Source organism: uncultured Apibacter sp. (assembly GCF_946479295.1).
Classification (GTDB): Bacteria; Bacteroidota; Bacteroidia; order Flavobacteriales; family Weeksellaceae; genus Apibacter.
This window is the reverse complement of record NZ_CAMLFD010000007.1, coordinates 35,694-47,644: the sequence shown is the minus strand read 5'-3', so window position 1 is coordinate 47,644 and position 11,951 is coordinate 35,694. Positions and strand designations below refer to the sequence as shown.

General features: G+C 28.4%; 12 protein-coding genes. 9 read left to right on the top strand and 3 right to left on the bottom strand.

The window, feature by feature from the left end:
* The first annotated feature begins 25 nt into the window (after positions 1 to 25).
* Positions 26 to 1,042, top strand: a complete 1,017-nt coding sequence (tsaD, locus tag Q0T35_RS06255) for a tRNA (adenosine(37)-N6)-threonylcarbamoyltransferase complex transferase subunit TsaD (RefSeq protein ID WP_295841377.1) — start codon at positions 26 to 28, stop codon at positions 1,040 to 1,042.
* A 4-nt stretch (positions 1,043 to 1,046) separates the two neighbouring features.
* Positions 1,047 to 1,667 (top strand): hypothetical protein, encoded by a 621-nt coding sequence (locus tag Q0T35_RS06250; RefSeq protein ID WP_295841375.1) that lies wholly within the window; start codon positions 1,047 to 1,049, stop codon positions 1,665 to 1,667.
* 108 nt (positions 1,668 to 1,775) lie between these two features.
* On the opposite strand, the gene Q0T35_RS06245 is transcribed toward Q0T35_RS06250, so the two are convergent.
* Positions 1,776 to 2,582: a M48 family metallopeptidase gene (locus Q0T35_RS06245; protein WP_295841374.1), complete on the bottom strand. Its 807-nt coding sequence runs from the start codon at positions 2,580 to 2,582 to the stop codon at positions 1,776 to 1,778.
* Between the two features lie 93 nt (positions 2,583 to 2,675).
* Here Q0T35_RS06245 and metK point away from each other — a divergent pair, with 93 nt between their 5' ends.
* The 4 genes from metK to Q0T35_RS06225 are packed head-to-tail and all read left to right on the top strand — an operon-like array spanning position 2,676 to position 5,554.
* Positions 2,676 to 3,944: a methionine adenosyltransferase gene (gene metK / locus Q0T35_RS06240; RefSeq protein WP_295841413.1), complete on the top strand. Its 1,269-nt coding sequence runs from the start codon at positions 2,676 to 2,678 to the stop codon at positions 3,942 to 3,944.
* A gap of 11 nt (positions 3,945 to 3,955) precedes the next feature.
* Positions 3,956 to 4,366, top strand: a complete 411-nt coding sequence (ruvX, locus tag Q0T35_RS06235) for a Holliday junction resolvase RuvX (protein WP_293919280.1) — start codon at positions 3,956 to 3,958, stop codon at positions 4,364 to 4,366.
* Between the two features lie 4 nt (positions 4,367 to 4,370).
* Positions 4,371 to 4,946 carry a peptide deformylase gene (gene def, locus Q0T35_RS06230; RefSeq protein ID WP_295811784.1) on the top strand — a complete coding sequence of 192 codons (576 nt, stop codon included), beginning with the start codon at positions 4,371 to 4,373 and terminating at the stop codon, positions 4,944 to 4,946.
* A gap of 35 nt (positions 4,947 to 4,981) precedes the next feature.
* Positions 4,982 to 5,554: a DUF5606 domain-containing protein gene (locus Q0T35_RS06225; RefSeq protein ID WP_295841373.1), complete on the top strand. Its 573-nt coding sequence runs from the start codon at positions 4,982 to 4,984 to the stop codon at positions 5,552 to 5,554.
* A gap of 132 nt (positions 5,555 to 5,686) precedes the next feature.
* Here the strand turns inward: Q0T35_RS06225 and dnaJ are convergent, their stop codons facing one another.
* Together dnaJ and Q0T35_RS06215 are read right to left on the bottom strand one after the other, a co-directional pair.
* Complete coding sequence (dnaJ, locus tag Q0T35_RS06220; RefSeq protein WP_293919277.1) at positions 5,687 to 6,805, bottom strand: molecular chaperone DnaJ; 1,119 nt, start codon at positions 6,803 to 6,805, stop codon at positions 5,687 to 5,689.
* A gap of 22 nt (positions 6,806 to 6,827) precedes the next feature.
* Positions 6,828 to 7,385, bottom strand: coding sequence for a nucleotide exchange factor GrpE (locus Q0T35_RS06215; RefSeq protein ID WP_293919276.1), 558 nt, complete (start codon positions 7,383 to 7,385; stop codon positions 6,828 to 6,830).
* A gap of 133 nt (positions 7,386 to 7,518) precedes the next feature.
* Here Q0T35_RS06215 and Q0T35_RS06210 point away from each other — a divergent pair, with 133 nt between their 5' ends.
* The 3 genes from Q0T35_RS06210 to Q0T35_RS06200 all read left to right on the top strand — a co-directional run bounded on the left by Q0T35_RS06210 (position 7,519) and on the right by Q0T35_RS06200 (position 11,929).
* Positions 7,519 to 8,499 carry an acyl transferase gene (locus Q0T35_RS06210; protein ID WP_295841371.1) on the top strand — a complete coding sequence of 327 codons (981 nt, stop codon included), beginning with the start codon at positions 7,519 to 7,521 and terminating at the stop codon, positions 8,497 to 8,499.
* Between the two features lie 98 nt (positions 8,500 to 8,597).
* On the top strand, positions 8,598 to 9,182 hold the full coding sequence (locus tag Q0T35_RS06205; protein WP_295811790.1) for a YdcF family protein: 585 nt from the start codon (positions 8,598 to 8,600) through the stop codon (positions 9,180 to 9,182).
* 41 nt (positions 9,183 to 9,223) lie between these two features.
* Positions 9,224 to 11,929 carry a PD-(D/E)XK nuclease family protein gene (locus Q0T35_RS06200; protein ID WP_295841370.1) on the top strand — a complete coding sequence of 902 codons (2,706 nt, stop codon included), beginning with the start codon at positions 9,224 to 9,226 and terminating at the stop codon, positions 11,927 to 11,929.
* Positions 11,930 to 11,951 lie beyond the last annotated feature (22 nt).

The following is an 11,951-nucleotide window of genomic DNA, read 5'->3' as shown; positions in this document are numbered from 1 at the left end:
TTTTTAATTAGTAACTTTGCCATAAATGAAAACACCCATTATTTTAGGAATAGAATCGTCATGTGATGATACTTCAGCTGCCATAATTCAAGGAAAAAAAATACTTTCCAATGTGGTATCCACACAAAAAATACACCAAAATTATGGAGGTGTAGTTCCGGAATTGGCATCCCGTGCACATTTACAGAATATTGTACCCGTCATACATCAAGCAATTCAAAAAGCAAATATAAATAAAAAAGCAATTGATGCGATATCTTTTACAAGGGGGCCAGGATTATTAGGCTCGCTGCTTGTAGGAACCAGTTTTGCTAAGTCGCTATCCATGTCATTAAATATACCTCTTATTGAGGTAAATCATATGCAAGGACATATATTTGCTCATTTCATTGAAGATGAATTGAATAATAATATAAGTTTTCCCTTTATATGTCTTACTGTTAGCGGTGGTCATACACAAATTGTTAAAGTAAGTAATTATTTTGAAATGGAAGTTTTGGGAGAAACCTTAGATGATGCTGCAGGTGAAGCTTTTGATAAGATTGGAAAATTAATAGGATTGGAATATCCGGCAGGTCCTATGATAGATAAACTATCTAAAGAAGGTAATCCTAATAAATTTAGATTTCCTTTACCAAAATTAGACGGAATTAAATTTTCTTTCAGTGGAATAAAAACTTCTGTCCTTTATTTTTTACAAAAAGAATTAGCTAAGAATCCGAATTTTATAAAATTAAATCAAAACGATATATGTGCTTCAGTCCAAAAAACTATAATTGTAGCCTTAATAGATAAATTAAAACTTGCCATACAAAAAACAGGAATTAAAAATGTAGCCATTGCCGGGGGGGTTTCTGCAAATTTAGAATTGAGAAAAGAAATAAAGAAATTAGAGTCTGAGTTAGCATGTAAAACTTTTATACCCAAGTTTGAGTATACTACAGATAATGCTGCAATGATTGCCGTTGTGGGAAGTATTAAATATGAACACAATCAATTTACCGATCTTAAGACTATAGCAACGGCTAGATATAAAATTTAAGATCATGAAAGTTAAAAATTTTTATAATTGTCTATTTATTATTATAAATTTATTGATACTAAACTCATGTAAAGAGAATTCCTTACTTTTTAAAGATACTTTTCGTACAAATAAAAATGGTTGGGACACTTTAACTTCAAAAGAAATAAATACAAAGATTGAAAGTGGATATTTGTTGATGAGTAGCAAATTAAAGAATGTTGTTAATTATTCTTTAATTCCTATTTCTGAACTTAATCAAAATGTTGAAATTACTACCTCAATACAAATAAATAATCTTTATGATAAAGATGGGGTCGCAGGAATTATTTTATTTGCAGATCAACAAAAATTCCCAGAAAATTATTTGTTATTTGGCATCAATTCAGAAAATGAAGTTTTAGTTTCTTATGAAAGTAAAAAAGAAGGTATGTCACAAATTTTTTATAAGCAGAAAATACAAAAATATAAAAAAAAGGAAAAGAATAGTTTTTCAATCGTAACAGACAAAAGTTCTATTCAATTCCTTTTAAACGATAAAATTGTAACTACCATCTCAAAAAGGAATGATTTGGGCATCTATTTTGGATATTTAGTACTTAATTCAAGTATTTCCGTAGATAATCTTGAAGTTAAAAAACATTAATCCTTAAATACATTAAATCTCTATTTCTAAACATTTCAATTTTTATACCATTTTTGACGGATAAATTAAAATTTCACTATATTTTATATTTTATAGAAACAATTATAATTAATTGGTGTGATATGACTGATAATATTGCAATGCTTTAGGCATTATCCTATTTAAATCAGCAATTCTATTTTCAGGATTGGGGTGTGTTGATAAAAATTCAGGGGTATTGCTGCCGCCTGTGGACTCAATCATTCTTTGCCAAAATATTGGGGCCTGCCTCGGATCATATCCTGCCATAGCCATTATATATAAGCCCATTTCATCCGCATCAGTTTCTTGTTTACGACCATATCTTAATAGAGTGATGCCACTTGCTACCGGATAATATTGATTAATCACTTGACGCAATGCTTGATTATTTGTCACTCCTCCTAAAACTTGTCCTCCTAATTCAGAGATATAAGACTGAGATATTTTTTCAGCCCCATGCCCCGCTAATGCATGAGCAATTTCATGTCCCAATACAACAGCTAAACCTGTATCGTCCTTACATATAGATAATATACCTGTATAAACAGCAACTTTTCCACCGGGCATACACCAAGCATTAGCAGTTTTAGGATCATCAATCAAAACAAACTGCCATTGATATCCATCTAGAGCGGAGGTCTTTCCGATAGATTTATAATAAGTTTCAGCTGCTTTTCTAATTCTATTACCAACTTCTTCCACTTGTTTTGCTTGAGGAGTTCCAGTAATTATTTTATTAGATGATAAAACTTCTTGATATTGCTGAAATGATGAAGGTAGCAATTGAGAGTTAGATACAAAATTGAGCGATTTTCTTCCGGTTAAAGGATTCGTAGCACAAGCCACTGTTAATAAAGATACTAAAGATAGTAATAAACATTTTTTTGAATTCATAAACTCTGTAATAATTTTTGAAATATAGTAAATTTATTAATTAATGTTCTTAAATTTGCAATGAAAGATTATAATTTAGTAAAATCAAAAAATATGCCTTATTTATTCACATCCGAATCGGTTTCGGAAGGCCATCCAGATAAAGTAGCTGATCAGATATCAGATTCCATATTAGATAATTTTTTAGCTTTTGATCCAGATTCTAAAGTAGCTTGTGAAACTTTAGTTACCACAGGACAAGTTATTTTAGCAGGAGAAATTAAATCCAATACTTATATCGATGTTCAGCAAATTACAAGAAATATTATAAAAAAAATTGGCTATACTAAAAGTGAATATAAGTTTGAAGCTGAATCTTGTGGTATTCTATCCGCATTGCATGAACAATCTCAAGATATCAACCGTGGGGTAGATAAACAAAATAAGGAGGAACAAGGTGCCGGCGATCAGGGAATGATGTTCGGGTATGCAACGAATGAAACAGATAATTATATGCCTTTGGCATTAGATATCTCACATAGTATCTTAAAAGTGCTCGCCAGAATAAGAAAAGAAGGGCAAATTATGACCTATCTACGTCCGGATGCAAAATCTCAAGTTACTATCGAATATGATGATAACAATAAACCTATACGTATCGATACGATAGTTCTTTCTACACAACATGATATGTTCGATCAAGATGAAAAAGTAGTTTTGGAAAAGATTGCTGAAGATATCATTAATATTGTTATTCCTGAAGTTAAGGCTGAAGCTAAAGAAGAAATAAAAGCATTATTTGACGAAAATATCACTTACCATATAAATCCTACAGGCAAATTCGAAATTGGAGGTCCTCATGGAGATACCGGTTTAACCGGCCGTAAAATAATTGTAGATACTTATGGCGGAAAAGGGGCTCATGGCGGAGGGGCTTTTTCAGGAAAAGACCCTTCAAAAGTAGACCGTTCTGCTGCCTATGCTACCCGTCATATAGCCAAAAATCTAGTAGCAGCCGGTGTCGCTGATGAAGTTTTAGTTCAAGTCTCTTATGCAATTGGAATTACTGAACCGTGTGGTGTATATATTAATACATTTGGAAGTTCAAAAGTTAACCTTTCAGATGGAGATATAGCATTAAAAGTTGAAAAGTTATTTGATTTAAGACCTTATGCTATAGAAAAAAGACTAAAATTAAGAAACCCTATCTACGCAGAAACTGCAGCTTATGGCCATATGGGTAGAAAAAATGAAACAGTTATTAAAAAATTTGAGAGAAATCGAGAAAACGGTAAATTAGAAACTAAAGAAATTGAAGTAGAGTTATTTACTTGGGAAAAATTAGATTATTTGGACAAAATTAAGGAAGCTTTTAACCTTTAACTAAAATAGTCATGTCAAAAATACTGGCAATCGATTATGGCGAAAAAAGAACCGGATTAGCAGAAACTGATGATATGCAAATTATTGCCAGTGGCTTGGCAGGAATTATGACCTCTCAATTAATACCGTTTTTAGAAAAATATATTTCAGAAAATTCAGTTGAAAAAATAATTATAGGTTTACCTATACGATTAAATGGCGAACTTTCTGAAATTGAAAATTCAATAAAAAAATTTATTAAAAATATTAATTCTCTTTTTCCAACCATACCTGTTGAAAGAGTTGATGAAAGATTTACATCTAAAATCGCTTCTCATTATATTAGTCAAAGTGGAAAAAATAAAAAAAATAGAGAAAATAAGCATTTATTGGATGAAGTAAGTGCTACATTAATTTTGCAAACCTATTTAGATAAAAAATGAAATTATGATTTTACCTATTTATGGCTACGGGCATCCCGTATTAAGAAAAAAAACGATTGAAATCGATAAAGATTATCCCGATTTGGATCAGTTGATAACTAATATGTATGAAACCATGTATCAAGCACATGGTATTGGATTAGCAGCACCGCAAGTAGGGCTTAATATACGTTTATTTATTATAGATGCAACTCCACTTGCTGAAGATGAAGAATATCTGGATATAAAAGATGAATTAGCTATATGTAAAAAGGTATTTATTAATCCTAAAATATTAAGTAGAGATGGAGAGCTTTGGAAATTTAATGAAGGTTGCTTAAGTATTCCTGATATTAGGGAAGATATTAAAAGATTAGAAAATATAACTATTGAATATTTTGACGAAAACTGGAATAAAAAAACTGAAAATTTTAGTGATGTTCGGGCAAGAATTATACAACATGAATACGATCACATAGAAGGTATTTTGTTTACAGATTTATTATCGCCACTTAAGAAAAAATTAATTAAAGGTAAGTTGGCTAATATAAGTAAAGGAAAAGTGGATACAGAATACAGAATGAAATTTTCAACACATTAAATTAAATAAATTAAAAATATAATTATATTATTGATATGGATCTTACTAAAATCATTGCAATTACTGGGAAATCTGGGTTATTTGAATTGTTAAGTCAAACCAAGGGAGGTTTCATTGTTAAAGATTTAGTTGCTCAAAAAAAATTATCTATAAATGCAAATAGTCAAGTAAGCTTATTGCAAAATATTTCAATTTATACTCATGACTCTGAAGTTTCTTTAATTTCAGTTTTAGTTTCAATTTCAAAAAAACACGAATATAAAGAAATTGAATTTGATAAAAACGATATTGACACTTTAAGATCATTAATGAAAGAAGCCCAACCTGATTATGCAGAAGATAGAGTGTACAATTCTGATCTTAAAAAACTTTTTACCTGGTATAATATTCTTGTTAAAAATGGAAATATTTCCAAAGAAAGTGTGAAAACCTATGAGGATAATTTAGCTAAGTCTGATAATAAATTGTCAGATGAAAATAAGAAAGTTGAACAAGATAATGAAATTAATGAACCTATTAAAGACAAAGACTTAGAAGAAGGTTCAATAGCCACTAAAGCTAAAAAAACAACTAAAAAAAAGTCTGACAGTAAGAAAACAGAACAGTAAAAAATTAACTTTTAAATAATATTATTTATAAAGGTATCATTTTTTGATACCTTTTTTATTAAAAATATAAGTATAAAAAAATCTTTAAGTTTATTTTACTTAAAGATTTTTTATTACTAACATCTAAATTAGTTACATAAACATGTCTTTAATTTTTTCAAAGAATGTTTTATCATTTTTTGAAGGTTTTGGAGAGAAATGTTCATTATCTAACATAGATTCAAAAAATTCTTTTTGTTCCTTAGATAATTTATGAGGGTTAGGAGTCCATACATTGATATGGATAAATAAATCTCCATATCCATAACCTTGAACTTTAGGCAATCCTTTATCTTTTAATCTTAATATCTTTCCTGACTGCGTTCCCGAATCAACAGTAATTTTAACCTTTCCTGTAACCGTTGGAACTTCTTTTTTAGTTCCTAAAACAGCTTCTGGTATAGAGATATATAATTCATAATGTAGATTGTCTCCCTCTCTTTTCAAATTTTCATCTTCAATCTCTTCAATCACGACAATTAGGTCTCCGGGAATACCGCCAAAAGGTGCATCATTCCCTTTACCTCTTACTTGTAGTTGTACGCCTTCTCTTACACCGGCAGGTATCTTAATGGAAACCTCCTCCTCTACTTTTATTAGTCCATGATTGTTAGCTCCTGGAGGTATATGATCCGCTACTTTACCGGTTCCGCCACAAGTATTACATACGGATTGAGTTTGCATTTGACCAAAAGGAGTATTCATTATTCTTCTGGTTTGTCCAGTACCTTTACAAGTAGGACAACTTTTAGAGGTGGCTCCCGGCGCTAATTTGAATCTTTTTACCTTAACTGTTTTTTCTATTCCATTTATAATTTCTTTTAAGGTAAGCGATAAACGTATACGTAAATTAGTACCTTGAATTTGTTGAGGCCTTGAAGAAAATCCACCAAAACCGCCACCAAACGCTCCTCCGAAAATATCACCGAAATGAGAAAAAATATCTTCCATATTCATACCTCCACCAAATCCTCCACTGGCTGCTCCACCTACTCCAGCATGTCCATATTGATCATATCTTGCTCTTTTCTGAGGATCACTTAATACTTCATAAGCTTCTGCAGCTTCTTTGAATTTTTCTTCAGCTTCTTTATCACCAGGGTTCTTATCCGGATGATATTGGAGTGCTTTCTTTCTATAGGCTTTTTTTAATTCAACTTCGGTAACACTCTTCGAAACCTCCAATACTTCGTAATAATCTCTTTTAGACATAAATATAAACCTCTCTTAGTTCTTAATTTCCTATAACAACTTTTGCGTATCTAATTACTTTTTCATGTAATAAGTACCCTTTCTGAACAACATCTATAATTTTACCTTTTAAACTTTCCTCAGGCGAAGGTACTTGAGTAATAGCCTCATGAAAATCAATATTAAAATCATCACCGGCTTTAACATCAATAGTAGTTAATCCTCTATCTTTTAAGGTATTAAATAATTTATTATAAATTAGTTTTACTCCTTCTAAGACAGGCAGATCATCCTCTTTTTTCTCAAGTTCAGTAATAGCTCTATCAAAATCATCTAAAACTGGAAGTAATGACTCTAATATATCTTTATCTGAATATTTAATAAGATCTTGTCTTTCTTTAATTACTCTTTTTTTATAATTATCAAATTCAGCAAATAAACGGATATATCTATCTTTTTCCTTTTCAAGCTTTTCTTCTAAATCAGATTGAGCACTAGCTTCTGACATATTTTCAGAATCTGATACATTTTCTTGATTGTTATCTTGATCTTGTGGCTCTTCAATTAATTCGTTTTCTTCGTTGTCATTATGATTCGACATGATTATATTCTTTAATGGTTACTGATATTTATCAATTTTACTGCCACTTTACAAATACTGTCAAATCGACCTGTTTTCAAATAGATAATTAAATACTTCTTATTAAATTTGCATAAAAAGTAAGCTTTATAGAATGTTGAATAGTTTCGATGTTTTTTCAATTAATTCAGAGGTTGAATTTAATTCTCTCTCCATTCAAATATTTAAATATCAGTATACAAATAATCCTATTTATCGGAAATTTGTTGATTTACTATCTCTTAATTATAAAGAAATTGATAATTACAAGAAAATTCCTTTCTTACCTATCGAATTTTTTAAAACCAATAAGGTAGTTGATGATAATTTTTCTCCAGCATTTTATTTTCAAAGTAGCGGGACAACTTCTGAAAATCTTTCAAAACACTATATAGTTAATGAAAATATTTATAAAAAAAGTATTTTAGAATCTTTTTCTTTGTTTTTTGGAGATCCTTCCGAATATATATATTTAGGATTGCTTCCATCATATCTTGAAAGAAACAATTCTTCTCTCATTTATATGGTTAATCATTTAATGGAACAATCTAAAAAAGAGGAAAACGGTTATTATTTACATAATTTTGATGATCTTTATTTAGTATTAAATCGTCTTGAAAGCGAAGGTAAAAAAGTTATACTTTTTGGTGTTTCTTACGCGTTATTGGATTTTGCAAAGTCTTACCCTTTACATTTAAATCATACACTTATTATTGAAACAGGTGGAATGAAAGGCAGGAAAAAAGAAATTACTAAAGATGAACTTTTATCTGAACTGAAATATGCTTTTCATACAAAAAAAATATTTTCAGAATATAGCATGACAGAATTACTTTCTCAGGCCTATTCTTTGAGTAATAATTTTTATAGATGTCCTCCATGGATGAAAATTTTAATTAGAGATGTGGATGATCCTTTTGAATATGTAGAAAATCATAGAACCGGCGGCGTTAATATAATTGATTTAGCAAATATTCACAGTTGTTCATTTATTTCTACTCAAGATCTTGGTAAAACCCTAGAAAATGAATGTTTTCAAATATTAGGTAGAATGGATAATTCCGATATAAGAGGATGCAGCTTATTGTTATTATAGTTTTTAATATTTAACTTATTTTTATAACTATTAATTTTATTATTATTCGAAAAATATTTAATTTAAAAAAATTATTTTTTGAAAGACTTTAGTGTAATATGTCCTATTACAGAAAATTATTTAATTATATAGTTATTGGTTTTATCCTTTTATTTCTTTGGTTTATTTTACATACCATAGCAATAATTATTGATGGTAACCAAGAAGATACTAGAGATGCAGATGTAGGAGTAATTTTTGGTACAAAAAACAAAAAAGACGGGTCTATGCCCATGTCACTAATACGTAGGTTAAATATTGGGTTAAAATTATATAATGAAGGTCAAGTACAAAAATTGATTGTTTCAGGTGGTCTAGCCTATAAAAATTTTTGTGAAGCCGATCTTATGCAAGAATATTTATTGGAACATGGAGTATTATTATCTGATATAATTTTAGATAATAAAGCTGTGAATACGGAAGAAAATGTGGAAAATTCATTAAAAATTATGAAAGCTAATAATTATAGAAAATTAATTATAATTTCACAATATTATCATATTTCTCGAATTAAGCTCATGTATTATAAATTAGGATTTTATAATTTAGGTTCAGCCAGTTCTCATCATTATAGTAAAAGACATCATTATATTTCACTAGTTAGAGAATTTTTTGCCTATTATTATTATTACTTTTTTAAATAAATTTTTATAAAAAATGTAAATTAAAAATCCTTAATGATTTTATGAATACAAAATTTATTGAAAAAGTAATTGATGATGTAATTGATAAAAATAAGGAATTATCAAAACTAACAATTATCATCCCGGGTAAAAGACCTATCATATTTTTTAAAAGATATCTTATAAAAAAAGGATATGATGGTTTTTTACCTACTTTTTTTACAATTGAAGATTTTATATATAAATTTTCTACTTTAGTCAAAATCGAGCCGATACCGCTTTGGTTAGAAGCCTTTAAAATACAAAAAAAATTTATTAATCCGAACGAAAAGTTGGAAGATTTCTTAAAATGGATACCTACCCTACTTAAGGACTTTAATGATATTGATATTTTTTCTGAAAATCCGCATAAAGTATTAAAACATTTATCTTCAATTGAAAGAATTGAAAATTGGGGCCAAAAACTGGATTCCGATAACGATAAAAAATTATATTATAAAAATCTTAAATTTTGGGAAAATAATTTAACTCTTTACAATGAATTAGTTGCAGCACTTGAACAAAAAGGATTAGGAACTCATGGAATGATACTTAGTTCAGTATTAAAAAATTTAAACACTTTAGATATTCCTAATAATCAAATTTACGTTTTTGTTGGTTTTAATGCTTTAACCCCTAAAGAAGAAAAATTTATAAAACATTTTGTTTCCCATTTCCAAACTTATATTTACTGGGATGCCGATAGTTATTATGTGAATGATATTAATCAAGAAGCCGGAAACTTTTTAAGGAAATATAAAAATTGGAATTATTATGCTACTCGAGATTTTAAATGGGTAGAAAATGATTTTAATAATTCTAAAAATATACAAGTTGTTAGTACCTCACAAGAGGTAGCGCAAGCTAAATATATCGGATCAATCTTAGAAACCATATCAGAAAATGATTTACAGAATACTGCACTTGTATTATGCGATGAAGCAATTTTACCTGCCATTTTAGAAAGTATCCCAAAAAATATTAATCAAATTAATATAACTATGGGATATCCGCTAAAAAATTCATTTTTAGCTTCATTTTTCAAACAAATATTTCGTTTACATATATTTAGAGAAAAAAATAAAACTAAAGGATATTATTATTATGATATTTTGTCTATTCTTCAAAATCCTTTGCTAAACATTACACCAGATGTAAAAGAATTCATTTCCGTAATTAAAAAGAATAATCTTATTTACATCTCCGAAACACTTATTTATGAACGATTAGCTAATAATTATTACAATTTTATATTTAAAACATACGCAAACCCTGTCGACTTAGTACATAAACTATATGAATTTTGTAATGAACAATTTTGGAAAACCGATTCAGATAATCAAATCCTTAAAGAAACCTACTTAAAGTTTAAAAATCTTTTTTCAATTTTGTTAACGCAATTATCTCAAGATGTTTTAATTGATAGTTATTCCCTTCTTCATTCATTTTATCAGCATATAATTACCAATGAAAAAATCGATTTCGTTGGAGAACCCCTTGCAGGTCTTCAAATTATGGGGGTATTAGAAACACGTTTATTGAGTTTTAAGAACGTGATTATGTCTGGTGTAAATGAGGGTATTTTACCGGGAGGAAAAAATGATAATTCATTTATTCCTTTTGATGTGAAAAAAAATTATAATATAAATACATTCTTAGAAAATGATTCCATATATTCTTATCATTTTTATAGATTAATACAACATGCACAAAATGTAACTTTAGTATATAATAATTTTACTGAAGGAATTAATTCGGGTGAAAAAAGTCGATTTATTAGTCAACTAGAATTTGAAACAAAACACAAATTAAAAGAGTCTATTGCATCCTACGGAGGCAATTTAAAACAATCTAAAGAATTAATAATTGAAAAGACTCCTGCTTTAATAGAGTCCATAAATAATTGGTTAAAAAATCCCATTTCACCTACACATTTAACAAGCTATCATTATAATCCCATAAATTTTTATTTTCAAAAAATTTTGAAAATTAAAGAGCAGCAAGATATGGAAGAGGAAATTTCTGCTTTAAATTATGGAAATTTGATTCATCACACATTAGAATCCATATATTCACCGCTGCAAGGAAATAAGCTATGCGAAAATGATTTAGTTTTGGCATTAAAAAATTATTCCGTCAATTTGAATCAATATATTGAAAAAGAATTAAATCCGGATCTATTTAAAAAAGGACAGAATTATTTACAAAAACAACTTGCAAAAAAAACCATTGAAAAAATATTATTACGTGATCTAACCGATATTAAGAACGGTAATGAAATCATTTTAAAAGAAATAGAAAAAGAATTAGTTTCAAGTATTGATATTCCGAGCTTAGGTACCCTTTCATTAAAAGGTTTTGTAGATCGGTGGGATTTATTTAATAATGAAGATCGGATCATAGATTATAAAACTACTTCCATTAGTACTTTAAAATTTAAATCCGATAAATTTGAGAATATACAAGAAGATAAAAATTTTAAATTTTATATTCAGTTAGTTTTCTATGCTTATATGATTTTAAATGAAAAATTGACAGATACCGTAAAAGTAGGAATTTGGAGTTTTAAAAAACCATTTCGAGGTTTAGAAATTTTACAAATAGATTCCGTAGAAAATTTAACGGAGTCTCATACAAAAGCTTTATTTGAAGAAATTAGTAAACTAATTTTAGAAATTGCTGACCCAACCCTTCCATTTGTTGAAAAATATTCAGGTTATAAATTATAATAAAAAATAATATTATTTTCAA

Coding starts and splice junctions, on each gene's coding strand:
- ruvX (WP_293919280.1), top strand. CDS start 3,956: ATGTCAAAAATACTGGCAATCGATTATGGCGAAAAAAGAACCGGATTA.
- Q0T35_RS06215 (WP_293919276.1), bottom strand. CDS start 7,385: ATGTCGAATCATAATGACAACGAAGAAAACGAATTAATTGAAGAGCCA.
- Q0T35_RS06250 (WP_295841375.1), top strand. CDS start 1,047: ATGAAAGTTAAAAATTTTTATAATTGTCTATTTATTATTATAAATTTA.
- def (WP_295811784.1), top strand. CDS start 4,371: ATGATTTTACCTATTTATGGCTACGGGCATCCCGTATTAAGAAAAAAA.
- Q0T35_RS06225 (WP_295841373.1), top strand. CDS start 4,982: ATGGATCTTACTAAAATCATTGCAATTACTGGGAAATCTGGGTTATTT.
- Q0T35_RS06210 (WP_295841371.1), top strand. CDS start 7,519: ATGTTGAATAGTTTCGATGTTTTTTCAATTAATTCAGAGGTTGAATTT.
- metK (WP_295841413.1), top strand. CDS start 2,676: ATGCCTTATTTATTCACATCCGAATCGGTTTCGGAAGGCCATCCAGAT.
- Q0T35_RS06205 (WP_295811790.1), top strand. CDS start 8,598: ATGTCCTATTACAGAAAATTATTTAATTATATAGTTATTGGTTTTATC.
- Q0T35_RS06200 (WP_295841370.1), top strand. CDS start 9,224: ATGAATACAAAATTTATTGAAAAAGTAATTGATGATGTAATTGATAAA.
- Q0T35_RS06245 (WP_295841374.1), bottom strand. CDS start 2,582: ATGAATTCAAAAAAATGTTTATTACTATCTTTAGTATCTTTATTAACA.
- tsaD (WP_295841377.1), top strand. CDS start 26: ATGAAAACACCCATTATTTTAGGAATAGAATCGTCATGTGATGATACT.
- dnaJ (WP_293919277.1), bottom strand. CDS start 6,805: ATGTCTAAAAGAGATTATTACGAAGTATTGGAGGTTTCGAAGAGTGTT.